Raw genomic sequence first — 25622 nt, 5'->3', positions numbered from 1 at the left:
TTTTTAATGGAGTGAATGCAAATGGAAAAACGGCCGGAGGATACAAGAGTCGTAGTCGGCATGTCCGGCGGCGTGGACTCTTCCGTGGCGGCCCTTCTGCTGAAGGAGCAGGGCTACGATGTAATCGGAATCTTTATGAAAAACTGGGATGATACGGACGAAAACGGATTTTGCACGGCGACGGAAGATTATGAAGACGTCATCCGGGTCTGCAACCAGATCGGAATCCCGTATTATGCCGTCAATTTTGAAAAGCAATACTGGGAAAAGGTATTTCAATATTTCCTTGATGAATATAAAGCCGGAAGAACTCCAAATCCGGATGTCATGTGCAATAAAGAAATTAAGTTTAAGGCTTTCTTGGATCATGCTTTATCACTCGGCGCGGATTACCTCGCGACAGGCCATTACGCCCGCGTGGACCGAAGCGGAGATACAGTGCGCATGCTTCGCGGCCTGGATGAAAACAAGGATCAGACTTATTTTCTGAATCAGCTCAATCAGGAACAGCTCAGTAAAGTCATGTTCCCGATCGGTGATCTGCAAAAAAGCCGCGTGCGGGAAATTGCCAAAGAAGCAGAACTTGCGACAGCGGCGAAAAAAGACAGCACGGGAATCTGCTTTATCGGCGAACGCAACTTCAAAACGTTTCTCAGCCAATATCTCCCTGCTCAGCCGGGCGATATGATGACAATGGACGGGGAAGTAAAAGGCCGTCATGACGGACTGATGTATTATACGATCGGACAGCGCCACGGTCTTGGAATCGGCGGAAGCGGCGAGCCGTGGTTCGCCGTCGGTAAAGATCTTGAAAAAAACATTCTGTATGTTGATCAGGGATTCCATAACCCGCTTCTGTATTCTGATAAAATTACGGCGACAAATATCAGCTGGACGCGTCCGGGTTTGATGGACGGCGGCGAAATGACATGCACGGCGAAATTCCGCTACCGTCAGGAAGATCACAAAGTTACGGTGAAAATGACGGGTGCTGACGAAGCGGAAATCATTTTTGACGGGCAGGTCCGTGCTGTAACGCCGGGACAAGCCGTCGTTTTTTATGACGGAGAAGAGTGCCTCGGCGGCGGAACGATTGATGACGTTTATAAAGACGGAACAAAATTGTGGTACGTATAACACATGTAAAAAACCTCAACTCGCATGTTGAGGTTTTTTAGCGAAAGGAAGTTAAAAATGGATTATAATAAAATCGGAATCGACGCCATGCAGGAGGGCGATTTTGAAAAAGCGGCAGAGGCTTTTACGAAAGCGATTGAGGAAAACGGCCAAGATCCGGTGCCGTATATCAACTTTGCGAACCTGCTTTCTTCTGTAAACGAACTCGAACGCGCGCTTGCTTTTTACAACAGAGCGCTTGAATTGGACAATTCAGCGGCAGCCGCTTATTACGGAGCGGGAAACGTATATGTGATGAAGGAATCGTTTTCTGAAGCGAAGGATATGTTTGAAAAAGCGCTTCGCTCCGGTATGGAAAACGGAGACTTGTTTTATATGCTGGGAACCGTTCTCGTTAAATTAGAGCAGCCGAAGCTTGCGCTGCCGTATTTGCAGCGGGCCGTTGAATTGAACGAAAACGATACGGAAGCGCGGTTCCAGTTCGGAATGTGTCTCGCAAACGAAGACATGCTGGATGAAGCATTGGCGCAGTTTGAGACGGTGATCGAGCAGGACCCAAGCCACGCGGACGCATTTTATAATGCCGGAGTCGCTTACGCCTACAAAGAAAATCGTGAAAAGGCGCTTGAGATGCTTGAAGGCGCAATCGGCATACAGCCTGATCATATGCTTGCGCTTCATGCAAAACAGCTTATCACCCAGTCATAACGGAAGGAGGGAAGGCTCGTGGATCAGCTGAAAATCGAGGAACAACCGTATGTAAAAGGCGTTATTCATACGGTCATTTACCACAATGACACCAACCTGTATACAGTGCTGAAGGTCAAGGTTGCAGAAACGTCTGAGGCGATCGAAGACAAGGTCGTATCCGTAACGGGCTACTTCCCTCTGCTGCAAGAAGATGAGACTTACACATTTTACGGAAAAACCGCCACACACCCCAAGTTCGGCCTGCAATTCCAGGCTGAACACTTTAAAAAAGAAATTCCGACCACAAAAGAAGGGATTATTCACTATTTATCAAGCGATCTGTTTGAAGGAATCGGAAAAAAAACGGCGGAAGAAATCGTCAAAAAGCTTGGAGACGGCGCGCTGAATAAAATTCTGGCTGATGCGTCGGTGCTTTACGATGTGCCGAAAATGTCCAAAAAGAAAGCGGATAAGCTTGCCGGAGAGCTGCAGCGGCATCAGGGGCTGGAGCAGATTATGATTTCTCTTAACCAATATGGTTTCGGACCTCAGCTTTCCATGAAAATTTATCAGGCTTACGAAACGGAAACCCTTGAGAAAATTCAGGAGAATCCTTATCAGCTTGTAAAGGACGTGGAAGGCATCGGCTTTGTAAAAGCCGACGAGCTGGGCGAAAAAATGGGTCTGTCAGGGAACCATCCCGAGCGGATCAAAGCGGCGATCTTATATACGATTGAATCGACCTGCCTTTCAGAAGGTCATACGTACATAGACACAAAGCAGCTGATTATCAATACGCAAACGCTTCTGAATCAGTCAGCTGACGGAGGCCGGGTCACGGAAATGGATGCGGCTGACGGCATCATCGCCCTCGGAGAGAGTAAGGACATCGTCATAGAAGGAGACCGCTGCTATTTTCCGTCTTTGTTTTACGCGGAACAAAATGTCGCAAAACGCGTGCTCGACATTGCGGCTCAGACGGAGTATGCCGATCAATTTCCTGAATCGGAATTTCTGCTTGCGCTCGGCGAACTGGAAGAACGGATGAAAGTTCAATACGCTCCGAGTCAAAAGGATGCCATTCAAAAAGCGCTGTCTTCGCCGATGCTTTTACTGACCGGAGGACCGGGTACGGGAAAAACGACCGTTATCAAAGGAATCGTGGAATTATACAGTGAACTCCACGGCGTATCGCTTGATCCCGGTGATTATAAAAAAGACGAGGCGTTTCCGGTGCTGCTTGCCGCGCCGACCGGAAGAGCCGCAAAACGGATGAGCGAATCTACGGGTCTGCCTGCTGTTACGATTCACAGGCTGCTCGGCTGGAATGGCGCTGAAGGCTTTACCTACAATGAAGATCAGCCGATTGAAGGGAAACTGATCATTATAGACGAAGCGAGTATGCTCGATATTTGGCTCGCCAGCCATTTGTTTAAGGCGCTCCCTAAGCACATCCAGCTCATCGTCGTGGGTGATGAAGACCAGCTTCCTTCCGTGGGGCCGGGGCAGGTGCTGAGAGACCTTTTGGCTTCTGAGGTGCTGCCGACCGTGCGTCTGACAGATATTTACCGTCAGGCGGAAGGGTCATCCATCGTCGAACTTGCCCATGATATGAAAAAAGGGCTGCTTCCAAAAGGACTGACCGCGCCGACAAAAGACCGCTCATTTATCCGCTGTAATTCTGCACAGATTAAAGAAGTCGTCGATCAAGTCGTTTCAAACGCGTTAAAGAAGGGATATACCTCCAGAGATATTCAAGTGCTTGCGCCGATGTACAGGGGAAAAGCGGGAATTAACGAGCTGAATATGCTTCTTCAAGACATCATGAATCCGCCGAAAGAAAAAAGGCGGGAGCTGAAATTCGGAGATGTCGTCTACAGGACGGGCGATAAAATATTGCAGCTTGTCAACCAGCCGGAAAACAATGTGTTTAACGGTGATATCGGCGAAATCGTGTCCATTTTTTATGCCAAAGAAAATACGGAAAAAGAAGACATGGTCGTCGTCTCGTTTGACGGCAATGAAATCACCTTTACGAAAAAGGATTTCAGCCAGTTTACCCATGCTTACTGCTGTTCCATCCACAAGTCTCAGGGAAGTGAATTTCCGATTGTCGTCCTGCCTGTTGTCAAAGGCTACTATCGAATGCTTAGGAGAAATCTCCTTTATACCGCCATTACAAGGGCCAAGAAATTTCTGATCCTTTGCGGAGAAGAAGAAGCGCTTGAATGGGGCGTCAAAAACAATGATGCCACCGTCAGACAGACGTCGCTTAAAAACAGGCTCACAGAGCAGACTGAAGAGATGGATGCAGAACTGGCCGCTCTGCAAAAAGAACTGCCGTTCAGTGTATATGATGCGAATATCGGAATGGAAGGCATTACGCCGTTTGACTTTATGGAAGAAAAAGCGTAAATAAAACCCGGCACATACGCCGGGTTTTATTGTGGAAGTCATTTCAAAGTATGGCGCCCGGCTTCTCGGCAAAACCTATACGTGTTCAACAAAAGGTGGTTGATCACACTTTGAGAACATGCCATGCAGCTGAAGGACGAACAGTTTATGACGAACACAACCGGCGCAGCCTCGGGATGATTTCGGATGTGTGTTTCTCTCTTGACGGCCGGTTTCTCGGTTTTGTGCTGGAGCAGAAACGCCTGTTTCACAACCGCCATCTTTTTTTAGAAGCCAGTGATATAAAAGAGATGGATCAAGAAGCCGTAGCTGCCGCCGAAGCTCATTTGCAGCCTTTGCCGAAGAGCTGTTTCACCTTTGAACAGATTAAGATGCAGCCGGTGAAATCGCCTGATGGTGAAATGTTCGGTTTGCTGGAAGATGTATACTTTTGTTTGGACAAGGGCATAATCGTAGCATATGAACTTACGGACGGTTTCTTTTCAGATCTGGCAGGCAGACGCCAAGTGCGCCGGGCCGCCGATACGCTTATTGAAGCGGGGAAAGACGGTATCGTCCTGAACGGATAAGAGGTGTAGTCTGTGCTTGTATGTCCGAACTGCAAAAGTAAAGATATCGGCAAAATCGGCGTAAACCAATACTATTGCTGGGGCTGCTTCATAGAGCTGACGGTGGCCAAAGGCAAAATTGCGACACATCAAGTAGAGGAAGACGGCACGTTAAGCAGTCTTGATGATTTGTTTTCTGAAGACGAACGCAGTATCAATTTTTAATGTTGAAAGGAGATACGCGCGATGGGCAGAACAATGACCTCTCTATTGGCTTTAGGAGCAGGAGCCGTTATGTATCGTATGGCTTCTCAGTCCGATATGCTGAATAAAAAAGGTATGAAACGGATGAGAAGACGAGTCATGAAAATGTTTTAAGTGAAAAAGGATACTTCTTCGGAAGTATCCTTTTTACGTTTGTCTCGCTTCCAGCCGTCTGGCTGCAAGAGACAGACTGTAATTGACCGCGAAATACATCAGGGCCGCCAGCAGAAAGATCGGAAAAAAATACCCTCCGTCAGCACTTTGTCCGTTTAAAATCTGCGCGTTATGAATCAGTTCGGGCAGAGCGATTACGACCGCAAGTGACGTATCCTTTAATAAAGAAATAAACTGGCTCACAATCGGAGGGACCATACGCCTGAGCGCCTGCGGCATCACGACGAGAAAAAGAGTCTGCGTATATGTCAGCCCTGAAGACCGCGCCGCATCAATCTGTCCTTTTTCAACGGATTGCAAACCGCTTCTGATGATTTCTGACAGCATGGCCGATTCAAAAATCGTTAGCGCCGTGATGGCGGCCGCGGTAATTTCCAGTTTAATGCCGATTTCCGGGAGGGCAAAAAACGTAAAGAAAATGATTAATAACAGCGGCAGATTACGGATGGTTTCGACAATGGCGGCTATAACGCCTGAGACGGCGGGGATTTTCGCATAGCGCAAAGTGCCTGCTGCAAGCCCGAAAATAAAACTGAGAATAATGGAAACGAGCGCAACATAAAGTGTGATCAAAAAGCCGTTCCATAAAAACAGCAGATGACCCGGTGTATAGGCGCCGCTAAAATCCATGTTTTTCACTCTCCTTTTTTAATAACTTTTCCCGAGGCGTCTTTCCAAATAGTGAACTCCGATGCTGAGCGGTATAGTTAACATCAAATAAAAAAGCGCGACAAAGACATCAAACACGACGAGAGTGCTTGAGGAAACGAGATCCGCCTGATACATCAAATCCAGTCCCGCCACGACTCCGAGTATTGATGAGTTTTTGACAAGGTTGAGAAATTGGTTTCCGAGCGGGGGAATCACGATTTTAACGGCCTGAGGGAGAATCACGTATCTCATCGCCTGACTGTAGGTGAAGCCTGACGATCTGGCCGCTTCCATTTGGCCCTTGGAGACAGTCTGAATTCCGGCTCTGATGGCTTCTGCGATAAAAGCGGAAGTATATATCGTCAGCGCAATCGTCCCCGCCTGAAAGCCGTCCAGTCTCAGTCCGGCGTTCGGAAGTCCGAAATAAAATACGAAGGTGATGAGGAGAAGCGGAATGTTCCGGATAAATTCCACATACGCAGTCCCGATCCATTGGATGGGTTTGAAAGCCGTGATTCTCATGACTGCGATCAGAACGCCCAGCGCGAAGCTTCCTGCCAGCGCGATGAAACTCGCAAGCAATGTGTGCAGGAAACCGTCCATGTACATATCGAAGTTTTCCGTTAAAATTGAAAAGTTCATAGCATGTCACTCCTTATAAAACGGGGATGAGCATACCTGCCCACCCCGCGGTCCGTTCTATTTTGCCGGTTCTTCTTTGATCCATTTTTTATAGATTTTGCCGTACCTGCCGTCGGCTTTCATTTTTTTCAAAGAAGCGTTGATTTCCTTGACGAGTCCGGATTGGCCTTTTTTGACGGCGATTCCGTAAGGCTCATCGGTGAATGTGCCGCCTGTCAGCTGATATTGTTTATTTTCATCCGCCATGCCGTATAAAATCGCATTATCAGTTGTGAGCGCATCTCCCTGTCCCGCCTTGAGTGCAGTAAACGCTTCGGCGTAATTTTCAAATTCCAGAACGGAGGCGTCAGGCGCTTTTTCTCTGATGTTTTGTGAGGAAGTGGAGCCTTTTACCGCCAACACTTTTGAACCTTTTTTGAGGTCTTCGGTGCTTTTGATACTGCTTCCTTTTTTGACGAGCAGGGATTGCCCGGCTTCAAAATAAACGTCTGAGAAATCAACTTCTTTTTTCCGCTCATCCGTTATCGTCATTGTGGCCGTGATGGCATCGATATCTCCGTTTTGCAGCATCGGAATTCTCGTTTTCGACGTCACTTCCTTAAACTCCGCTTTTTTCTCATCCCCCAGAATATCTTTTGCGATCTGTTTGGCAATATCAATATCAAAGCCTTCAATATCGCCGGAGCTCGGGTTTTTCAGTCCGAATAATCTTGTATCGGTTTTGACGCCGAAGATAATCTTGTCTCTGTCTTTAATTGAGGCTAACGTGTCTTTTCCCGTACCCTTTGAATCGCCGGACGTTTCTTTCCCTCCGCAGGCGGCCAGCATAAAGACGGCCAGCAGAGATATCAAACCGACAGATAACCATTTTGTTACGCGTGACATAATCGTTCCCCCGTTTCTTTTCAGTGATTTAAAATACGGCTTAAGAATAAACGCGCCCTCTCTTCACGAGGGCTTTCGTAAAACTCAGCCGGTGCAGCTTCTTCCAAGATGGATCCCCCGTCGATAAATACGATGCGGTCCGCCACTTCTTTGGCGAATCCCATTTCATGGGTGACGACTACCATGGTCATGCCTTCTTTTGCGAGTGTTTTCATGACATCCAGCACTTCCCCGATCATTTCCGGATCAAGCGCGGATGTCGGTTCATCAAACAGCATCACCTCGGGCTTCATCGCAAGCCCTCTGGCAATGGCCACACGCTGCTGCTGGCCGCCTGAAAGCTGTGAAGGATAGGCGTCCGCTTTGTCCGGTATGCCGACTTTTTTCAAATAATATAAGGCCGTTTCTTTTGCTTCTTCTTTTGATTGCTTGAGCACTTTGATCGGTGCGAGCATGATGTTTTGCAGAACGGTTTTGTGCGGGTACAGATGAAAATGCTGAAACACCATACCGATGTTGCGGCGGACTTTATTCATATCCGTTTTCTTGTCATGGATGGCGGCGCCATTTACCGTCAACGCGCCTTCATCAACTGTTTCCAGCTGATTGATGCAGCGGAGAAGCGTGCTTTTTCCCGATCCTGAAGGTCCGATGATAACGACGACTTCCCCTTTTTTAATGTGCAGATTAATGTTCTTCAGCACGTGAAAATGTCCGTAGTGCTTATTTACATCCTGAAATGAGATCATGGCAATCCTCCTAAGAAAAACATGTCATATAGACTAATAAGTTTTCGAATTAACTTCATGCTATGATAATTATTCAGATTTTTATGATTTATATTCAAACTTTTTTGAAATTTCAGATAATTATTCCGTCAAGAGATCTGCGTCATAAGGCGGACTTTATGAAACGGGAATAATTCCGGCTTTCTGTCAAAAGATAAAGCAAGAGGTGAAACGTCATGCTTCAAAAACCGCTGCAGCTCTTAATGTGGACGGCTGTATGTCTGCTCGTTTTGTTAACAGTGTATGTCTTTTGTATGCTCGATATGTTATGGGCACCCATATGGCTTGTTATGAAATCTCTCTTTATTCCTATATTCATCGCAGTATTTATTGCTTATCTTTTACTTCCGATTACTGACTGGCTTCATGGGAAAGGGATGCCTAGAACTTTAAGCCTGCTTCTGATTTATTTCCTGTTTTTCGGCGGAATCGGCTGGGGGGTTTATAAAGGAGTTCCTGTTTTAATTGAACAGCTGCAGGATCTGTCTGAGAGCATTCCCGGGCTTGCTGAAAACTACAACAGCATGCTGAGGCATCTGCATAATCACACGGATCATTGGCCTGACGGCATGCACCATCGGATGGACAAAATGATTCAGCAGACAGAAACGTTTCTTGCCGGCACGATTGAAAGCACGATCAGAAGCATCCGTTTCGTGCTTGATTATATCCTGATCGCGGCGACGATTCCTTTTCTCGTGTTCTATATGGTGAAGGATATAGACGTTATGAAAAAGACGGTCTGGTATTTGACGCCGAAATCCTGGAGAAAAAGGGGGAGTGAATTTCTGCGGGATGTGGACGACTCTCTCGGTGATTACATCCGCGGTCAGCTTCTCGTTTGTTTTTTGCTCGGGTTCATAGCCGGCGTTTCATTTTGGCTGTTCGGGCTTCCTTACCCGCTGATTTTGGGCCTTGCCATCGGGATTACGAATGTCATCCCGTATTTCGGTCCGTTTATCGGCGCTGTGCCGGCGCTGCTCCTTTCGCTGGCGATTTCCTCCAAGGCTGTGATCATCGTAATCGTCACGATTTTTATTCTTCAATTTATAGAAGGAAACATTTTGAGCCCGCTCATTGTCGGACGAAGTCTCAGGATGCACCCCGTCGTGATCATGCTTGCGCTTCTTGCCGGAGGGGAGCTCGCGGGCATTCCCGGCATGATTCTCGCTGTTCCGGCGGCAGCCGTTTTAAAAGTGACGGCCATTCACTTTTTGCGGATCAGGACGGAACATTGACATTCGGGTTCTGCTTGTCTATAATTTCGAGTAGAATACATACGAATCTCGAGTGACGGATATGAGTACGCCGAAGCCCTGTTTAAGAGAGAAGCTCCGATACGCTGAAAGGAGCTTCAGCAGAAGATCGGCCGAAGCTAATCCTGAGTGCAGTTAAAGGCTGCCGCAATCCTGCGTTACGGGATGAAAGGTGACAGGCCTTTTTCGGCCTGTAATCAGGGTGGTACCGCGAGACAGCTCTCGTCCCTGTGTGAACGCATGGTTTGCATAGGGAGAGAGCTTTTTTGCTGTCGCAAAGAGAATTTCGGGTAGTGATAAGGAGGAATATAGATGAAACACTTAACTTCTGCTGAAGTGCGTCAAATGTTTTTAGATTTCTTTAAAGAAAAAGGCCATGCCGTTGAACCGAGCGCCTCATTGGTTCCGCATGAAGATCCGTCTTTATTATGGATCAACAGCGGCGTTGCGACGCTGAAAAAATACTTTGACGGCCGCGTTGTGCCGGAGAATCCGAGAATTGTAAACGCGCAAAAATCAATCCGCACAAATGATATTGAAAATGTGGGGAAAACGGCGCGCCACCACACGTTCTTTGAGATGCTCGGAAATTTTTCCATCGGTGATTATTTTAAAGAAGAAGCCATCACGTGGGCTTGGGAGTTTTTAACGAGCGAAAAGTGGATCGGCTTTGATCCGGAGCTGCTGTCTGTAACGGTTCACCCTGAGGATGAAGAAGCTTATACGCTATGGGCGGAAAAAATCGGCGTTCCGGAAGAAAGAATCATCCGTCTGGAAGGGAACTTCTGGGATATCGGCGAAGGCCCGAGCGGACCGAATACAGAAATTTTCTATGACCGCGGCGAGAAATACGGCAATGATCCGTCAGATTCTGAATTGTATCCGGGCGGCGAAAATGACCGCTATCTTGAAGTGTGGAACCTGGTATTCTCAGAGTTCAACCACAACCCGGACGGCACGTACACACCGCTTCCGAAGAAAAACATTGATACGGGCATGGGGCTTGAACGGATGGTCTCCGTGATTCAGGACGTCCCGACAAACTTTGACACTGATTTGTTTATGCCGATTATTGAAGCAACAGAGCGCATTTCCGGAGATGCTTACGGAAAGGATGCAGTGAAGGATACGGCCTTTAAAGTGATCGCCGATCATATCAGAACGGTCGCATTTGCGGTAAGCGACGGAGCTCTGCCGTCAAATGAAGGGCGCGGGTATGTACTGAGACGCCTCTTGCGCCGGGCGGTGAGATACGCGAAAACCATCGGTATCAGCCGTCCGTTTATGTACGAGCTGGTTCCGACTGTTGCAGGAATTATGGACGCTTTCTATCCGGAGGTGAAAGAAAAGCAAGAGTTTATCGCCAAAGTCATCAAAACGGAGGAAGAGCGCTTCCATGAAACATTAAACGAAGGTCTGGCCATTTTATCCGACGTGATAAAGAAAGAGAAGGAAAAAGGCAGCGGCATCATCTCCGGAAAAGACGTATTCAAACTGTACGATACGTACGGATTCCCGGTTGAATTGACGGAGGAATACGCGGAAGATGAGCAAATGAAGGTTGACCATAAGGGCTTTGAAGCCGAAATGGAAAAACAGCGTGAACGGGCGAGAAATGCGCGCCAAGATGTAGGAAGCATGCAGGTGCAGGGCGGCGCATTGCGCGACATTACCGCAGAAAGCACATTTGTCGGCTACAGTGCCGTAAAAGCTGAAGCGAAGGTGATCGAGCTTCTTCATGACGGGCAATTAATCAGCGAGGCGCAGGAAGGGGATACCGTCCAAATCCTTCTCGACAAAACGCCTTTCTATGCTGAAAGCGGCGGACAGATCGGTGACAGAGGAGTGCTGAGAAGCGAGCAGGCTGTCGTAACCATTAAGGACGTGAAAAAAGCTCCGAACGGTCAGCATGTACACGAAGGCACGGTGGATAGCGGCACGATTCAAAAAGGCGCAAGCGTGACGGCTGAAGTTGAAGATCAAATGAGAAGCGGCGTGGTGAAAAACCATACAGCAACCCACCTTCTGCACCAGGCGCTGAAAGACGTTCTCGGCACACATGTCAACCAAGCGGGTTCACTCGTTACCGAAAATCGTCTGCGTTTTGACTTCTCTCATTTCGGTCAAGTGACAAAAGAAGAACTTGAACGCATTGAAGGAATCGTCAACGAAAAAATCTGGGAGAGCATTCCGGTAGCGATTGATTTGAAACCGATCAATGAAGCGAAAGAAATGGGCGCGATGGCCCTGTTCGGCGAGAAATACGGCGATATCGTCCGCGTCGTACAAGTCGGAGATTACAGCCTTGAGCTTTGCGGCGGATGCCATGTCACGAATACGGCTGAAATCGGTCTGTTTAAAATCGTATCCGAATCAGGGATCGGCGCAGGTACGCGAAGAATCGAAGCCGTAACAGGAAAAGGCGCTTATCAGGAAATGAACAGCCAGCTCAGCCTTCTGCAGCACGCTGCGGACGAGCTGAAATCAAACGTAAAAGACGTACCGAAGCGAATTCAGTCTCTTCAAGCAGAGCTGAAGGAAGCGCAAAGAGAAAATGAATCATTGCTCAGCAAACTTGGCAATGTGGAAGCCGGAGCCATTCTGTCTAAAGTAAAAGACATCGGCGGCGTAAAAGTGCTGGCTGAAAAAGTAAATGCGAAAGACATGAACCACCTTCGCACTATGGTGGATGATCTGAAAGCGAAGCTCGGTTCTGCGGTCATCATTCTCGGCGCCGTGCAAAACGAGAAAGTCAACCTTTCAGCAGGCGTGACGAAAGACCTGATCGAAAAAGGCCTTCACGCCGGCAAAATGGTCAAACAAGCGGCTGAAGTCTGCGGAGGCGGAGGCGGAGGCCGTCCGGACATGGCGCAGGCCGGCGGAAAGCAGCCTGAAAAATTGGAAGAGGCGCTCGCATCTGCGGAAGATTGGATAAAATCCGTTTTATAATCCTTTCAACTAGTGTAGAATGATGATAAGATGAGGACCTCAGGCTGAACTTTGCCTGCGAATTTGGGAAAGAGGTGCAAAACGGTGAGCTCGTTTGATAAAACGATGAAATTTAATTTCTCCGATGATTCTGCTGAAACAAACGTCGAAGAAGTGCTGAATACGGTATATGATGCGCTTCAGGAAAAGGGGTACAATCCTATCAACCAGATTGTCGGATACTTGCTGTCTGGAGATCCTGCATACATTCCTAGGCATCGCGACGCCCGGAACTTAATTCGCAAACTGGAACGTGACGAATTAATCGAGGAATTGGTAAAATCCTATCTAGAACAGCATAAAGAGGCGTAAATACATTCATGAGAATATTGGGACTTGATCTTGGTACGAAAACACTCGGCGTAGCTTTAAGCGATGAAATGGGCTGGACCGCTCAAGGCATTGAGACGATAAAAATAAACGAGGCTGAAGGAGATTACGGTCTGGACCGTTTATCCGAGCTGATGAAAGACTATAATGTAGAGAAGATCGTGCTCGGTTTTCCGAAAAACATGAACGGGACGATCGGTCCGAGAGGCGAAGCCAGCCAAACATTTGCGAAACTGCTTGAAACAGCGTACAATGTCCCTGTTGTGCTGTGGGACGAGCGTCTGACGACGATGGCGGCTGAAAAAATGCTGATCGCGGCTGACGTCAGCAGGCAAAAACGAAAAAAAGTCATTGATAAAATGGCGGCTGTCATGATCCTTCAAGGATATCTGGACAGTTTAAACTAAGAGGTGAAAGAAATGGAACACGGCGAAAAACACATTACAATTGTCGATGATCAAGGCAACGAACAGCTTTGCGAAGTGCTGTTCACATTTGAAAACGACACATTCAACAAATCTTACGTACTTTATTATCCGATTGATGCTCAAGACGATGATGAAATCGAAATTCACGCTTCAAGCTTCGAACCGAACGAAAACGGTGAAGACGGCGAACTGATGCCGATTGAAACTGATGAAGAGTGGGAAATGATCGAAGAAACGCTGAACACGTTTTTAGCGGAAGAAGACGAAGAATAAAATGAACAGAAAAAGCCGGAGCGCATATGTGCTTCGGCTTTTTTTTGTAATAAATTGCCGAATGCACATGAATCATGTAGTATAAGAGCTGTTGGGAGGAAAATACTTGTATGAATATCAATCAGACTAAAAATTCATTTCCGCGTAAAAACAAAAAAACAACGATAATACTGTCCTCCGTGATTGCTCTGCTTATCATCATTTGCGGTGCTTTTTTCTATGGAAAATCTCTGCTGTCTCCGGTTGACAAAGGCAGCAAAACGGCAGTCAATATTAATATTCCGAGCGGTTCTTCCGTTTCGGCAATCGCTGAAATTCTTGAGGATCAGCATGTCATCAAAAGCAAAAAAGCATTTCAGCTGTATGTGAAGTATAAAGGCGCTTCCGGGTTTCAGGCGGGATTTTACCACCTGAATAAAGGAATGGATGCGGATGCGATTATCAAAAAACTGACCGCGGGATCAACGGGATATGCCTTTCAGATCTCCGTTCCTGAAGGAAAACAGCTTACACAGATTGCGGATGCGATCGCAAAAGAAACATCATATTCAAAAGAAGAGATTATGGCGAAACTGGATGACAAAACATTCATCGGCAAACTGAAAAAACAGTTTCCTGATACGATAACGGACGCACTTTCAAACAAGAAGCTCAAGCATCCGCTCGAAGGCTATCTGTATCCGGCCACATATCCGTTTAATGATCCGGATGCATCGCTTGACACGATTTTGACGGCAATGGTTCAGGAAACAAACACCCGTATCGAAACGTATAAATCTGAACTGGAAAAAAAGAAACTTTCCGTCCATAACGCTCTGACGATGGCATCGCTTATTGAAGAAGAAGCCACCGCCAAAGCCGACCGTCACAAAATCGCCAGCGTTTTTTACAACAGGCTTGCAGAAAAAATGCCGCTGCAGACTGACCCGACGGTATTATATGCGGCCGGCAGGCATAAAAGCCGGGTCTACTACAAAGACCTGAAAATTGATTCTCCGTTTAATACGTATAAACATAAGGGGCTGCCGCCGGGACCGATTGCAAATGCCGGCGATTCATCATGGGAAGCGGCTCTCCGCCCTGACAAAACGGATTATCTCTATTTCCTTGCAAAATCAAACGGCGAGGTCGTTTTCACCAAAACATTAAAAGACCATAATAAAGCGAAGGAAAAGTATATTTCCAAAAAAGACAGCGAATAAAAGGAGGGCAAAAGCTCTCCTTTTATTCCATTCTGAAAGGTTTTATGATAAAATATATCGGGTTGTTTACTTATGGATAAAGAAGTGTCTTAAGAGAGTGTCCCCGCGGATTCGTCAGGGGCACTCCTTTTTAGAACGGAGGCTGTTTGCCGTGAATGATCGGTATGAACAAATAAACGAGTATATAAACGCGATGCTGAAGCCTCGGCCTGATAAAGTGAAAAAGCTTGAAGCCTATGCAAAAGAGCACCATGTTCCGATTATGGAAGAAGCGGGCATTGAAGTGCTGCTTCAAATGCTGTCGATTCAACAGGCGAAAAACATTTTGGAAATCGGCGCGGCAATCGGATATTCCGCCATACGGATGGCGCTTGAGCTTCCGGATGCGAATATTTACACGATTGAACGGGACGACAAACGCTATGAAGAAGCTGTGAACAATATAAAAGACTTTGAAATGGACAAACGGATTCACGTAATGCACGGGGATGCGCTGGAACTTTCTGAGTCTGTCCGTGTCACGGCTCCTTATGATGCCATTTTTATCGACGCGGCCAAAGGCCAGTACACGAACTTTTTTGAGCTCTATGAACCGATGCTTGCGCCGGATGGAGTCATTTTTACGGACAATGTTCTGTTTAAAGGACTGGTGGCACAAAATCACTCGGACATTGAGCCGAAAAGAAGACGGAAGCTTGTTGAAAAAATTGATCAATATAACCAATGGCTGATGAACCGGCCTGACTATCAAACGGTCATACTGCCGGTCGGAGACGGCATCGCCATCAGTAAAAAGAAGAGGTGAATGATCATGAAAAAACCTGAACTTTTGGTGACTCCGACTTCTGTACAGGATATTCTTCCGCTCATTCAAGCGGGCGCAACGGCCCTGTTAGTCGGAGAACAGAGATACGGCCTGAGACTGGCCGGTGAATTTTCAAGAGAAGATATAAAAGAAGCCGTAAAGACAGCTCATCAGGAAGGCGCGAAAGTGTACGCCGCCGTCAATGCTATTTTTCACAACGAAAAAGTGGACGAGCTGAACGGCTATCTTGCCTTTTTGCAGGAGGCCGGCGTTGATGCGGCTGTTTTCGGTGATCCGGCCGTTTTAATGGCGGCGCGTGAAGCGGCTCCCGATCTCAAACTGCACTGGAGCACGGAAACAACGGGTACCAACTACTATTCCTGCAATTACTGGGGACGCAAAGGCGCACGGCGGGCAGTGCTGGCTAAGGAATTAAATATGGACAGCATCATTGACATAAAAGAGAACGCCGAAGTGGAAATTGAAATTCAAATCCACGGCATGACGTGCATGTTCCAATCGAAGCGTTCACTAGTGGGCCATTACTTCGAATACCAGGGAAAAGTCATGGACATCGAACAGAAGAAAAAAGAAGCGGGAATGTTTCTGCATGACAAGGAACGGGGCAATAAATACCCGATTTTTGAAGATGAAAACGGCACGCACATCATGAGCCCGAACGATGTGTGCATGATTGATGAATTAGAGGACCTGATGGACGCCGGCATCGATTCTTTCAAAATCGACGGAGTTTTGAAGTCTCCTGAATACTTAACTGAAGTGACCCGCATGTACAGAGAAGCAATCGATCTGTGCTTCGAAAGCCGAGAGACATACGAAGAGAAAAAAGAGAGCTGGATAGAGCGGATTGAAAGCATTCAGCCTGTGAACAGAAGCATCGACACAGGATTCTTCTTTAAAGAAACGGTCTATTAAAAAGGAGGGTGCAACGGATGACAGCCGTAAATCAAACCATTTCCAAAGTCGTAAACGGAAAACGCGTCATTACGAAAAAACCTGAACTCCTTGCTCCGGCAGGAAACCTTGAAAAATTAAAAATTGCTGTTCATTACGGAGCGGACGCGGTTTTTATCGGAGGACAGGAATACGGACTCCGCTCAAATGCGGATAACTTCTCAATAGAAGAAATCGCAGAGGGCGTAGAATTTGCCAAAAAATACGGGGCAAAAATATATGTGACAACAAACATTTTCGCCCATAATGAAAATATGGACGGTCTGGAAGAATACTTAAAAGCGTTGGGAGACGCAAAAGTTGCCGGAATTATCGTCGCTGATCCGCTGATTATTGAAACATGCCGGAGAGTGGCCCCGGACGTAGAAATTCACCTCAGCACACAGCAGTCCCTTTCAAACTGGAAAGCGGTGCAGTTCTGGAAAGAAGAAGGGCTTGACCGCGTGGTGCTTGCCCGTGAAACGAGCGGACTGGAAATTAAAGAAATGAAGGAAAAGGTGGATATTGAAATTGAAACCTTTATCCACGGCGCTATGTGTATCGCTTATTCAGGACGATGCGTGCTGAGCAATCACATGACGGCCCGGGATTCCAACCGCGGCGGCTGCTGTCAGTCCTGCCGCTGGGATTATGATCTGTATCAGACAGACGGTGCAAACGCGGTCGCGCTCTATGACGAAGAAGACGCTCCGTTTGCGATGAGCCCGAAAGATTTAAAATTGATTGAATCCATTCCGCAAATGATCGAGATGGGTATCGACAGCCTGAAAATTGAAGGCCGGATGAAATCGATTCATTACGTTGCGACGGTTGTCAGCGTGTATCGCAAAGTCATCGACGCATACTGCGCTGATCCTGAAAACTTTGTCATTCAAAAAGAATGGCTGGATGAGCTGGACAAATGTGCAAACCGGGATACCGCGCCTGCTTTCTTTGAAGGCACGCCCGGGTATGAAGAGCAGATGTTCGGCGAACACGGAAAGAAAACAACATTTGATTTTGCCGGTCTCGTGCTCGCGTATAACGAGGAAACTCAAATGGTGACGCTCCAGCAGCGCAATTTCTTTAAACAAGGTGACGAAGTGGAATTTTTCGGTCCTGAAATCGACAATTTCACATTCACAATCGGCACTATTTGGGACGAAGACGGAAACGAGCTTGATGCTGCCCGCCATCCCCTGCAAATCGTTACATTTAAAGTAGACAAAAAGATTTATCCGAGCAACATGATGAGAAAGGGGAAGTAATCACCAATGGGTAAGAGTCCTGTAGTTATAGGCATCGCAGGAGGGTCCGGATCAGGAAAAACAAGCGTCACCCGTTCCATCTATGAACAGTTTAAAGGACACTCGATTTTAATGATCCAGCAAGACCTTTATTATAAAGACCAAAGCCATCTTCCGTTTGAAGAAAGGCTGAACACAAACTATGATCACCCGCTCGCATTTGATAATGACTATTTAATCGAGCATATTCAAGAGCTTTTGAATTACCGGCCGATAGAAAAGCCGATTTATGATTATAAACTGCATACGCGTTCTGAGGAAACCATTCCGGTTGAGCCGAAGGATGTCATTATTCTGGAAGGCATTCTCGTCCTCGAAGATAAAAGACTTCGCGACCTCATGGATATGAAACTTTATGTCGACACGGACGCGGATCTCCGTATCATCAGACGGATTATGAGAGATATTAACGAAAGAGGCCGTTCAATCGATTCTGTCATTGAGCAGTATGTGTCCGTCGTCAGACCGATGCACAATCAGTTTGTTGAACCGACGAAACGCTACGCGGACATCATTATTCCGGAAGGCGGACAAAACCACGTCGCAATTGATCTGATGGTCACGAAGATTCAAACGATCCTTGAACAAAATGCAATTTTGTAATACCATAGCATAGACATAAATAACTCAGACCATATTATGTATAGGCTGGAAGGGAATGAGACAGTTCCCTTCTTTCCCTGTTTATAAACCGAAACATTTGCAGAAAACACACATTCAGTTTAAGATAAACAGTACCTATATGGGAGAGAAGAACGAGGACTGCCCTGTGTTCTCATTCTTGATTTTTTCGTTTATGCTCTCATACATAATCACACGTTATTGTTGAGGGACAACCACCAAGGAGTGAAGGAACATGGCACAAGAAAAAGTTTTTCCGATGACTCACGAAGGAAAACAAAAACTTGAACAAGAATTAGAGCAATTGAAAACGGTTAAACGTAAAGAAGTAGTAGAACGCATTAAAATCGCAAGAAGCTTCGGAGATCTGTCAGAGAACTCTGAGTATGATTCCGCAAAAGAAGAACAGGCATTTGTGGAAGGGCGCATCACGACGCTTGAAAACATGATCCGCAATGCGAAAATCATCGAGGATGACGGCGGTTCAAATGTAGTCGGTTTGGGAAAAACCGTATCATTCATCGAATTGCCCGACGGTGAAGAAGAATCTTACACGATTGTCGGAAGCGCTGAAGCTGATCCGTTTGAAGGAAAAATCTCAAACGACTCGCCAATCGCAAAAAGCCTGCTCGGCAGAAAAGTGGACGAAGAAGTGACAGTTCAGACGCCGGGCGGAGAAATGCTCGTGAAAATTGTGAAAATTTCATAAGATCCGTTTAACAATGAAACACCTCGTCCAAAATGTGGATGAGGTGTTTTTTATGATCGTATCAAAAAGGCTGAAAACGGCCGTGATTTGTTTTCTGCTCGTGTTTTTCTTTCTGCTTGCTAGGCTGGCTGAAATTCAGCTGTTTTTTACAGAATCTTTTTCAAAATCCAATATTAATCTGATTCAGGAAAGCGTCAAGCAGCGGACGGAAGAAGTCCTTATTTCAGACGGACGCGGCTCTTTTCTTGATCGGAACGGCAAAGAGCTGACCGGAAAAAAGCAGCCTGCCGTCATACTGTTTCCCTTTCTCGTGACGCAGGATTGGCCGGTTGACCGGGTATCAGACATTCTCGGAATGAAACAGGGGGAGCTCAGGCAGCTGCTCACGGAAGCAAAAAAACCGGTGATCCTGAACAGCAGAAAAATAAAACATTTGACGAAACAATCCGTGGCAAATATCAATTCTTTGAAATATCCCGGCATTTACGGCGTATATATGAAAGACAGCAAAGAAACAAACATAGCCGCTCATCTGTTGGGCGCGACAAACCAGGACCCTGAGCTTTTGAAAAAGAAATACCCCGGGAGGAAGGAACTGCCGATCACGGCAAAAATCGGGACAAGCGGGATGGAGCGGTCGTTTGATGAGTTTTTACTGGCGGATCAGGACACAAAACTTTTGTATCATGTCGACGGAAGGGGAAACCCTTTATTCGGAATGGACGTCAAATATACGGCTGAAGCAAACGCGTTTTATCCGCTGCAAGTCAAAACCTCCATCGACCGCAATATTCAAGAAGCAATGGAAGATGTATTGAAAGACCGCGGGTTAAAAAAGGGGGGAGCCGTCCTTTTAGACATTGAAAAAAGCAGTGTGCTCGGAATGGTATCAAAGCCTGACGCTGACATGTCAAAGCAGCAGACACTGCAAAATTACATGCTGACGCCGATTTATCCGGGATCAGTGTTTAAAACGGTGATCGCCGCAGCCGCAATAGAACAAAACGAAGTGAAGCCGGGCACATCCTTTAACTGCAATCTCAACCTGTACGGAGAGCCGGGGGATGACAAAGGCACGCTCAGTTTTGGAGAAAGCTTTGCCCAAAGCTGCAATTATACGTTTACAAGTCTTGCGGAAAAATTGATCAAAAAAGATGATTCCGTTATTGAAAACATGGCGGAAAAACTAGGTCTCACACAGCGGGCGGGCTGGGAAGGCAAGCTGTACCGGGAAGACGGATTCAGGCAGCTGTATAATGAAAAAAGCGGGGTCATTTGGGGAGATGACAAAGACAAAACCGTAAAAAAAGCCGTCGCACAGACGGCGATCGGGCAAAAAAACGTGAAAGTCACGCCTCTTGAAGTCGCCAATATGATGGCGGCGATCGCGCGCGGCGGTGAAAAAAAACAAGTCAAAATTGCGGACAAAATTGAATACAAAAACAAAACGACGATGGCGTCATTCAAAGATCAGCCGTTAAAAGGGGAAAACATCGACAAATATACGGCGCAGCAGCTTCAAAAAATTCTCAGAGAAGTCGTCACCTCACCGAAAGGAACCGGCCGAAGGTTTCAGGATCTGCCGTATGAGATAGCAGGCAAATCGGGAACGGCCCAGACGGGAATGTTCACAAAAGAAAAACAGACGCTTTACCACAAATGGTTTGCGGGATACTTTCCCGCGGACAAGCCGAAATACGCTCTCGTGGTGCTGCACATGGACACGCCGGGGGATAAGGCTCTGACAAATACAGTGTTTTATGATATTGTTAAAAAGGTACATGAAAATGAAACAAATCAGACATAGAACAACCGCTCAGCCCATGTTAAAATATATGCTGAGCAAGAGGGATAAAGGAGTGCAGAATGATTGAGCAATAAACAATCTCGTTTTGAAAACCGTGATAAGCGCAGAAAAGCAAATATGGTGCTTAACATTTTAATTGCTATCGTATCTATTCTTATTGTCGTCGTTGCAGTCAGCCTCTTCATCAACAGTCCGTCGAGCGACGTGAGCGAAAAAGCGGACACGAGCCAGAAGCAGGAAACACCTGCATCAGGCAAGACGAAGCAGACATCCGATGAAGACATAAAAGACAGCAAAAAAGATAAGGCATCAGACGATGACAAAAAAGATAAACAGGATAAGGACACATCTGATTCATCTTCAGACTCTGACAGCAAAAAAGACGATGATTCATCGAAAAGTGATGACAGCAGCAAAAAAGACTCTGATTCAAGCGATCCTTTTAAAGAAGCAAAAATAACAGAGGGCGGCTCATCAAGCGATGTCGAGAAAACAATTGTTAACCCAAAATGGAAAGCGGTCGGAACAAAGCAGACGGGAGAACATGCGGCGACGTATGACTCAAGCTCTGAAGACTGGTCCGAAATGCTTGACGCCATCTCTTACGCAACAGGCGTGTCAAAAGATCACATGACAGTGCTGTGGCTCGGAAACAATGGAAGCCCGCAAGATGCGAAGGGTAAAGTTTTAGACAAAACGAACGGCAAAAAGTATCAGGTCACCATCACTTGGAAAGACAAAAAAGGCTGGAAGCCGACAAAAGTAGAAACGTTAAAATAACCGCAAAAAAGCAGCTGATTATTCAGCTGCTTTTTTCTGTCATACGTCAGCTGAAAAATGCACCGACGCGCTGTAAAGGATTCTGCCGTCAACGGCCGTCACCTGATGGGATACAGAACGGACGCGAAGCATAATCGCCTGGTTGTTTTCAATCTGAACGTTTATTTTCTTTTCAAGCTCCTGCAAAGATGCCGCTTCGAAAAATTCTACTTTATCTTTGATTAAATCCAATTGAAAATTCATCAGTACAGATCCTCCTGATTTTTCTTCTGAGTCAATGAAAGTATAAGCCTTTCTGCCGTAATTGCGCAATAATCCCAAAGTATTTTAGTACCCTTCCATTCTTTTTTGTGATAGGATAGGAACTGTTCCACGATTAATCCATACTATACTCATAGGAATTATAAATTATGGAGAGTGAAAAATATGGGCCGTGAATTTATTCCATTATTTGAAGATTGGGCAGCGACTTATGATGCCACAGTGCACGGGGCAGACAAACAATATGCTGATGTTTTTAAAGGGTATGACAATATTCTTGACAGCATCGTGGCACTTTCAGGTTCAAACGTTTTAGAGTTCGGACCGGGCACAGGGAATTTAACGGCGAAATTAGCCGCCGCGAACAAAAAGGTGTTTGGTGTAGAACCGTCTCCGTCAATGAGAAAACTGGCGGCTGACAAGCTTTCTGACAAAGCCGTGTTCAGTGACGGAGATTTTCTGGAGTTTCCCGCTCCGCCTTTTCAAATAGATACCATCGTCAGCTCGTACGCCTTTCATCATTTAACCGATGAAGAAAAGCGAACGGCTGTAAAGCAGTATGGCACAATCCTTCAGAAGCATGATAAAATAGTGTTTGCCGATACCGTCTTTAAAGATCATGAAGCTTATGATGAAACAATTAAAAAAGCAATCCGAAACGGCTATCATCAATTAGCGGACGATTTAAAGACGGAACATTATCCGACACTCGGGACAATGAAAAACATCTTTTCAGAAGAGGGATTTGCCGCGCGGTTTACGCAGCAAAATGACTTTGTCTGGATAATGGAGGCGATTAAACGGTAAATCGAAGGGATTGTGTATAAATGAAACTGGCAGTCATCGGAGCAATGGAAGAGGAAGTTACGATTTTAAGAAGCAAACTGAAAGACGCAAAACAAGAGATGATCGCTCACTGTGAGTTTACGACGGGCAGCTATGAAGGCGTCGAAGTTATCTTGCTGAAATCGGGGATCGGAAAAGTCAACGCCGCGATCAGCACGACGCTTCTGCTTGACCGTTTCAAACCTGATTATGTGATTAACACAGGCTCAGCGGGCGGTTTTCATCATACATTGAATGTAGGCGACGTCGTCATCTCAACAGATGTCCGCCATCATGACGTGGATGTGACGGCGTTTGACTATGAATACGGACAGGTGCCGGGTCTTCCGGCAGCATACAAAGCTGATGAAAAGCTGATCAGTATTACTGAGGAAGCGGTTTCTGAACTGAACGGCATTCAAGTCGCCAAAGGCACAATCGCTACGGGAGATTCTTTTATGAATGATCCGAAGCGGGTTGAAGACGTACGCGCCAAATTTGCGGATTTGTATGCGGTTGAAATGGAAGCTGCGGCTGTCGCACAGGTGTGCCACCAGTTCAAAACGCCTTTTGTTGTCATCAGAGCTTTATCTGATATTGCCGGAAAAGAATCTGACGTTTCATTTGATAAATTTTTAGAACAGGCTGCCGTTCATTCAACTGAGCTTGTCCTGAATGTCATCAAACGAATTCACTAAGCGGGGGATTCTCGTTCTCCTCCGCTTTTCCAGGAGGACACATATTGAACGCGATAACAGATATTACAGAACTGATCGGAAATACACCGCTGCTCCGTCTCAAGCATTTTGATATACCGGAGGGAACAGCGGTTTATGCTAAACTTGAGATGATGAATCCGGGCGGAAGCATTAAAGACAGGCTGGGCGGAATGCTCATTGAAGATGCGCTACGCACGGGAAAGGTGAAACCGGGCGGTGTTATCATCGAAGCGACTGCCGGAAACACCGGGATCGGACTCGCTCTGTGCGCCAGAAAGCATCAGCTTCGCGCCGTTTTTTGCGTCCCGGAGCATTTCAGCAGAGAAAAGCAGCAAATTATGAAAGCTCTCGGAGCGGACATCGTGCATACGCCGAGAGAAGAAGGCATGCAGGGAGCCATTCGAAAAGCGCTTGAACTGGAGAGAGAGATTAATAATTCTTATGCCGTTCTGCAATTTAAAAACCGAGTAAATCCATTGACTTACTATAAAACGATCGGACCTGAAATATGGAACGCGCTCGGCGGGGATATCCACACCTTTGTCGCAGGAGCGGGTTCCGGCGGCACCTTTGCCGGTACGGCAGCTTATTTAAAAGAGAAAAATCCTGCCGTCAAAACGGTGATCGTTGAACCGGAAGGCTCGATCCTGAACGGAGGAGAGCCGCATGCCCATAAAACGGAAGGCATCGGCATGGAGTTTATCCCGGATTATATGGACGAGAACCATTTTGACGCCATTTACACAGTGGAAGACGATACGGCGTTTTCGCTTGTCAGAGAAGCGGCCGAGAAAGAAGGCCTCTTAATCGGAAGCTCTTCAGGGGCGGCTCTTTATGCAGCGCTTGAAGAAGCGAAAAAAGCGCCCGCCGGATCAAATATCGTCACTATTTTCCCTGACGGCAGCGATCGATATATAAGCAAAAACATTTTTCAAGGAGGTCAGTAAGATGAAGAAAAAAACGCTGATGGTACACGGAGGAATTACGGGAGATGAAAAAACAGGAGCGGTTTCCGTACCGATTTATCAAGTAAGCACGTACCGGCAGCCGAAAGCGGGCGAGCACACGGGTTATGAATATTCAAGAACGGCCAATCCGACGCGGACGGCGCTTGAAAGCTTAATTGCGGAGCTTGAAGGCGGCGCGGCGGGATATGCGTTCGGCTCAGGCATGGCTGCGATTACTGCCGTCATGATGCTGTTTGACAGCGGCGATCATGTTATTTTGACGGATGATGTATACGGCGGCACTTACCGGGTGATGACAGGTGTGCTGAACCGCTTCGGTATTGAAGCGGACTTTGTTGATACGAGCAGTGAAGAAAAAGTCAAAAAGGCCATTCGCCCGAATACGAAAGCCATTTATATCGAAACACCGACAAACCCGCTATTGAAAGTGACTGACCTCAAACTGATGTCTGACATCGCAAAAGAAGCGGGCGTATTGCTTATCGTCGATAATACGTTTTACACGCCGTATTTCCAGCAGCCGCTCAGCTTCGGCGCGGACATCGTGCTTCACAGCGCGACAAAATATCTCGGCGGCCACAGCGATGTCGTCGGCGGCTTAGTCGTGACGGCTGATAAAGAGCTCGGTGAAAAGCTTCATTACGTGCAAAACTCAACGGGCGGCGTTTTAGGACCGCAGGATTCATGGCTTTTAATGAGAGGCATTAAAACACTGGGACTCAGAATGGATGCCATCAATCACAGCGCCGGGAAAATCGCCGAGCTGCTTGAAGCGCATGATGCCGTTCAGACGCTCTACTATCCGGGATCAGCGAAACATCCGGGCCATGAGCTGACAAAAGCGCAAAGCTCCGGTTTCGGCGGAATGATTTCCTTTGATATCGGCAGCAGTGAACGCGTCGACGCATTTTTAGAAAAATTGAACCTGTTTACAATCGCTGAAAGCTTAGGAGCGGTTGAAAGCTTAATCTCCGTGCCGTCCAGAATGACGCACGCTTCGATCCCGCGCGACCGACGGCTTGCGCTTGGCATTACCGACGGGCTCGTACGGATCTCAGTCGGTATTGAGGATACTGAGGATTTAACGGCGGATGTGAAACAGGCGCTTGATTCCCTTTTATAAAGAATGGATAGATTTACATTCTCTGTCGGCTGTCAGCTTGTATTATAATGTTGGTAGACTATAAAACTGGCA

General features: G+C 46.7%; 28 protein-coding genes and 1 other annotated feature. Of the genes, 23 read left to right on the top strand and 5 right to left on the bottom strand.

Translation table 11 applies throughout. The features are described 5' to 3' along the window. Positions 1–21 precede the first annotated feature (21 nt). The 6 genes from mnmA (at position 22) to BAMF_RS40900 (ending at position 5168) form a co-directional block, all read left to right on the top strand. Positions 22–1137 (top strand): tRNA 2-thiouridine(34) synthase MnmA, encoded by a 1116-nt coding sequence (gene mnmA, locus BAMF_RS33410; protein ID WP_013353020.1) that lies wholly within the window; start codon positions 22–24, stop codon positions 1135–1137. A gap of 87 nt (positions 1138–1224) precedes the next feature. Further along, positions 1225–1845, top strand: coding sequence for a tetratricopeptide repeat protein (locus BAMF_RS33405; RefSeq protein WP_088030693.1), 621 nt, complete (start codon positions 1225–1227; stop codon positions 1843–1845). A gap of 18 nt (positions 1846–1863) precedes the next feature. Further along, positions 1864–4242 (top strand): SF1B family DNA helicase RecD2, encoded by a 2379-nt coding sequence (gene recD2, locus BAMF_RS33400; RefSeq protein WP_013353018.1) that lies wholly within the window; start codon positions 1864–1866, stop codon positions 4240–4242. 110 nt (positions 4243–4352) lie between these two features. Then, positions 4353–4811, top strand: coding sequence for a PRC-barrel domain-containing protein (locus BAMF_RS33395; RefSeq protein ID WP_041481661.1), 459 nt, complete (start codon positions 4353–4355; stop codon positions 4809–4811). Between the two features lie 12 nt (positions 4812–4823). Then, positions 4824–5015, top strand: coding sequence for a hypothetical protein (locus BAMF_RS33390; protein ID WP_003152738.1), 192 nt, complete (start codon positions 4824–4826; stop codon positions 5013–5015). A gap of 21 nt (positions 5016–5036) precedes the next feature. Next, on the top strand, positions 5037–5168 hold the full coding sequence (locus tag BAMF_RS40900; RefSeq protein ID WP_003152741.1) for a YrzQ family protein: 132 nt from the start codon (positions 5037–5039) through the stop codon (positions 5166–5168). A gap of 33 nt (positions 5169–5201) precedes the next feature. On the opposite strand, the gene BAMF_RS33385 is transcribed toward BAMF_RS40900, so the two are convergent. The 4 genes from BAMF_RS33385 to BAMF_RS33370 are packed head-to-tail and all read right to left on the bottom strand — an operon-like array spanning position 5202 to position 8155. Then, entirely contained in the window at positions 5202–5858 is a 657-nt protein-coding gene (locus BAMF_RS33385) for an amino acid ABC transporter permease (RefSeq protein ID WP_013353016.1), read from the bottom strand. Positions 5859–5876: 18 nt separating this feature from the next. Continuing rightward, positions 5877–6521 (bottom strand): amino acid ABC transporter permease, encoded by a 645-nt coding sequence (locus BAMF_RS33380; protein ID WP_013353015.1) that lies wholly within the window; start codon positions 6519–6521, stop codon positions 5877–5879. 57 nt (positions 6522–6578) lie between these two features. Continuing rightward, complete coding sequence (locus BAMF_RS33375) at positions 6579–7406, bottom strand: transporter substrate-binding domain-containing protein (protein WP_013353014.1); 828 nt, start codon at positions 7404–7406, stop codon at positions 6579–6581. A gap of 20 nt (positions 7407–7426) precedes the next feature. Beyond that, the gene (locus BAMF_RS33370) at positions 7427–8155 is read right to left on the bottom strand and encodes an amino acid ABC transporter ATP-binding protein (protein WP_013353013.1); all 729 of its coding nucleotides are present in this window, start codon (positions 8153–8155) and stop codon (positions 7427–7429) included. Positions 8156–8370: 215 nt separating this feature from the next. On the opposite strand from BAMF_RS33370, the gene BAMF_RS33365 reads away from it, so the two are divergent. The 13 genes from BAMF_RS33365 to BAMF_RS33305 all read left to right on the top strand — a co-directional run bounded on the left by BAMF_RS33365 (position 8371) and on the right by BAMF_RS33305 (position 21654). Beyond that, positions 8371–9432, top strand: coding sequence for an AI-2E family transporter (locus BAMF_RS33365; protein ID WP_013353012.1), 1062 nt, complete (start codon positions 8371–8373; stop codon positions 9430–9432). A 43-nt stretch (positions 9433–9475) separates the two neighbouring features. Further along, positions 9476–9683, top strand: a binding site (T-box leader). 79 nt (positions 9684–9762) lie between these two features. Further along, positions 9763–12399, top strand: a complete 2637-nt coding sequence (alaS, locus tag BAMF_RS33360) for an alanine--tRNA ligase (RefSeq protein WP_013353011.1) — start codon at positions 9763–9765, stop codon at positions 12397–12399. An 84-nt stretch (positions 12400–12483) separates the two neighbouring features. Continuing rightward, entirely contained in the window at positions 12484–12750 is a 267-nt protein-coding gene (locus tag BAMF_RS33355) for an IreB family regulatory phosphoprotein (protein WP_012118070.1), read from the top strand. Positions 12751–12758: 8 nt separating this feature from the next. Next, a complete protein-coding gene (ruvX, locus tag BAMF_RS33350; protein WP_003152750.1) occupies positions 12759–13175 on the top strand; it encodes a Holliday junction resolvase RuvX in 417 nt (138 codons plus the stop codon). Between the two features lie 12 nt (positions 13176–13187). Beyond that, positions 13188–13469, top strand: coding sequence for a DUF1292 domain-containing protein (locus BAMF_RS33345; protein ID WP_003152751.1), 282 nt, complete (start codon positions 13188–13190; stop codon positions 13467–13469). A gap of 110 nt (positions 13470–13579) precedes the next feature. Continuing rightward, positions 13580–14671, top strand: coding sequence for an endolytic transglycosylase MltG (gene mltG, locus BAMF_RS33340; protein ID WP_013353010.1), 1092 nt, complete (start codon positions 13580–13582; stop codon positions 14669–14671). Positions 14672–14822: 151 nt separating this feature from the next. After that, positions 14823–15476, top strand: coding sequence for an O-methyltransferase (locus tag BAMF_RS33335; protein ID WP_013353009.1), 654 nt, complete (start codon positions 14823–14825; stop codon positions 15474–15476). A gap of 6 nt (positions 15477–15482) precedes the next feature. Further along, positions 15483–16412: a peptidase U32 family protein gene (locus BAMF_RS33330; RefSeq protein WP_003152757.1), complete on the top strand. Its 930-nt coding sequence runs from the start codon at positions 15483–15485 to the stop codon at positions 16410–16412. A 17-nt stretch (positions 16413–16429) separates the two neighbouring features. After that, positions 16430–17698, top strand: a complete 1269-nt coding sequence (locus tag BAMF_RS33325) for a peptidase U32 family protein (protein ID WP_003152759.1) — start codon at positions 16430–16432, stop codon at positions 17696–17698. Between the two features lie 6 nt (positions 17699–17704). Beyond that, positions 17705–18340: a uridine kinase gene (gene udk / locus BAMF_RS33320; protein WP_003152763.1), complete on the top strand. Its 636-nt coding sequence runs from the start codon at positions 17705–17707 to the stop codon at positions 18338–18340. A 253-nt stretch (positions 18341–18593) separates the two neighbouring features. Beyond that, positions 18594–19067 (top strand): transcription elongation factor GreA, encoded by a 474-nt coding sequence (gene greA, locus BAMF_RS33315; RefSeq protein WP_003152766.1) that lies wholly within the window; start codon positions 18594–18596, stop codon positions 19065–19067. A 52-nt stretch (positions 19068–19119) separates the two neighbouring features. After that, positions 19120–20874, top strand: a complete 1755-nt coding sequence (locus BAMF_RS33310) for a peptidoglycan D,D-transpeptidase FtsI family protein (protein ID WP_013353008.1) — start codon at positions 19120–19122, stop codon at positions 20872–20874. 63 nt (positions 20875–20937) lie between these two features. Further along, a complete protein-coding gene (locus tag BAMF_RS33305) occupies positions 20938–21654 on the top strand; it encodes a YrrS family protein (protein ID WP_013353007.1) in 717 nt (238 codons plus the stop codon). A gap of 39 nt (positions 21655–21693) precedes the next feature. Here the strand turns inward: BAMF_RS33305 and BAMF_RS33300 are convergent, their stop codons facing one another. Next, positions 21694–21897 carry a YrzA family protein gene (locus tag BAMF_RS33300; protein ID WP_003152771.1) on the bottom strand — a complete coding sequence of 68 codons (204 nt, stop codon included), beginning with the start codon at positions 21895–21897 and terminating at the stop codon, positions 21694–21696. 183 nt (positions 21898–22080) lie between these two features. Here BAMF_RS33300 and BAMF_RS33295 point away from each other — a divergent pair, with 183 nt between their 5' ends. From BAMF_RS33295 to BAMF_RS33280, 4 genes are read left to right on the top strand one after another with little or no spacing between them, the layout of a single operon-like run. Then, positions 22081–22722, top strand: a complete 642-nt coding sequence (locus BAMF_RS33295; RefSeq protein WP_013353005.1) for a class I SAM-dependent methyltransferase — start codon at positions 22081–22083, stop codon at positions 22720–22722. Between the two features lie 20 nt (positions 22723–22742). After that, the gene (gene mtnN / locus BAMF_RS33290) at positions 22743–23438 is read left to right on the top strand and encodes a 5'-methylthioadenosine/S-adenosylhomocysteine nucleosidase (protein WP_003152774.1); all 696 of its coding nucleotides are present in this window, start codon (positions 22743–22745) and stop codon (positions 23436–23438) included. A 44-nt stretch (positions 23439–23482) separates the two neighbouring features. Further along, complete coding sequence (locus tag BAMF_RS33285; protein ID WP_013353004.1) at positions 23483–24406, top strand: O-acetylserine dependent cystathionine beta-synthase; 924 nt, start codon at positions 23483–23485, stop codon at positions 24404–24406. A 1-nt stretch (position 24407) separates the two neighbouring features. Beyond that, the gene (locus BAMF_RS33280; protein WP_003152778.1) at positions 24408–25550 is read left to right on the top strand and encodes a bifunctional cystathionine gamma-lyase/homocysteine desulfhydrase; all 1143 of its coding nucleotides are present in this window, start codon (positions 24408–24410) and stop codon (positions 25548–25550) included. The last annotated feature ends 72 nt before the right edge of the window (positions 25551–25622 follow it).

It is taken from the genome of Bacillus amyloliquefaciens DSM 7 = ATCC 23350 (genome assembly GCF_000196735.1).
In the GTDB taxonomy this organism is placed as follows: Bacteria; Bacillota; Bacilli; order Bacillales; family Bacillaceae; genus Bacillus; species Bacillus amyloliquefaciens.
Note: the sequence above shows the minus strand (reverse complement) of the source record. Positions and strands in the feature narration are given on the sequence as shown.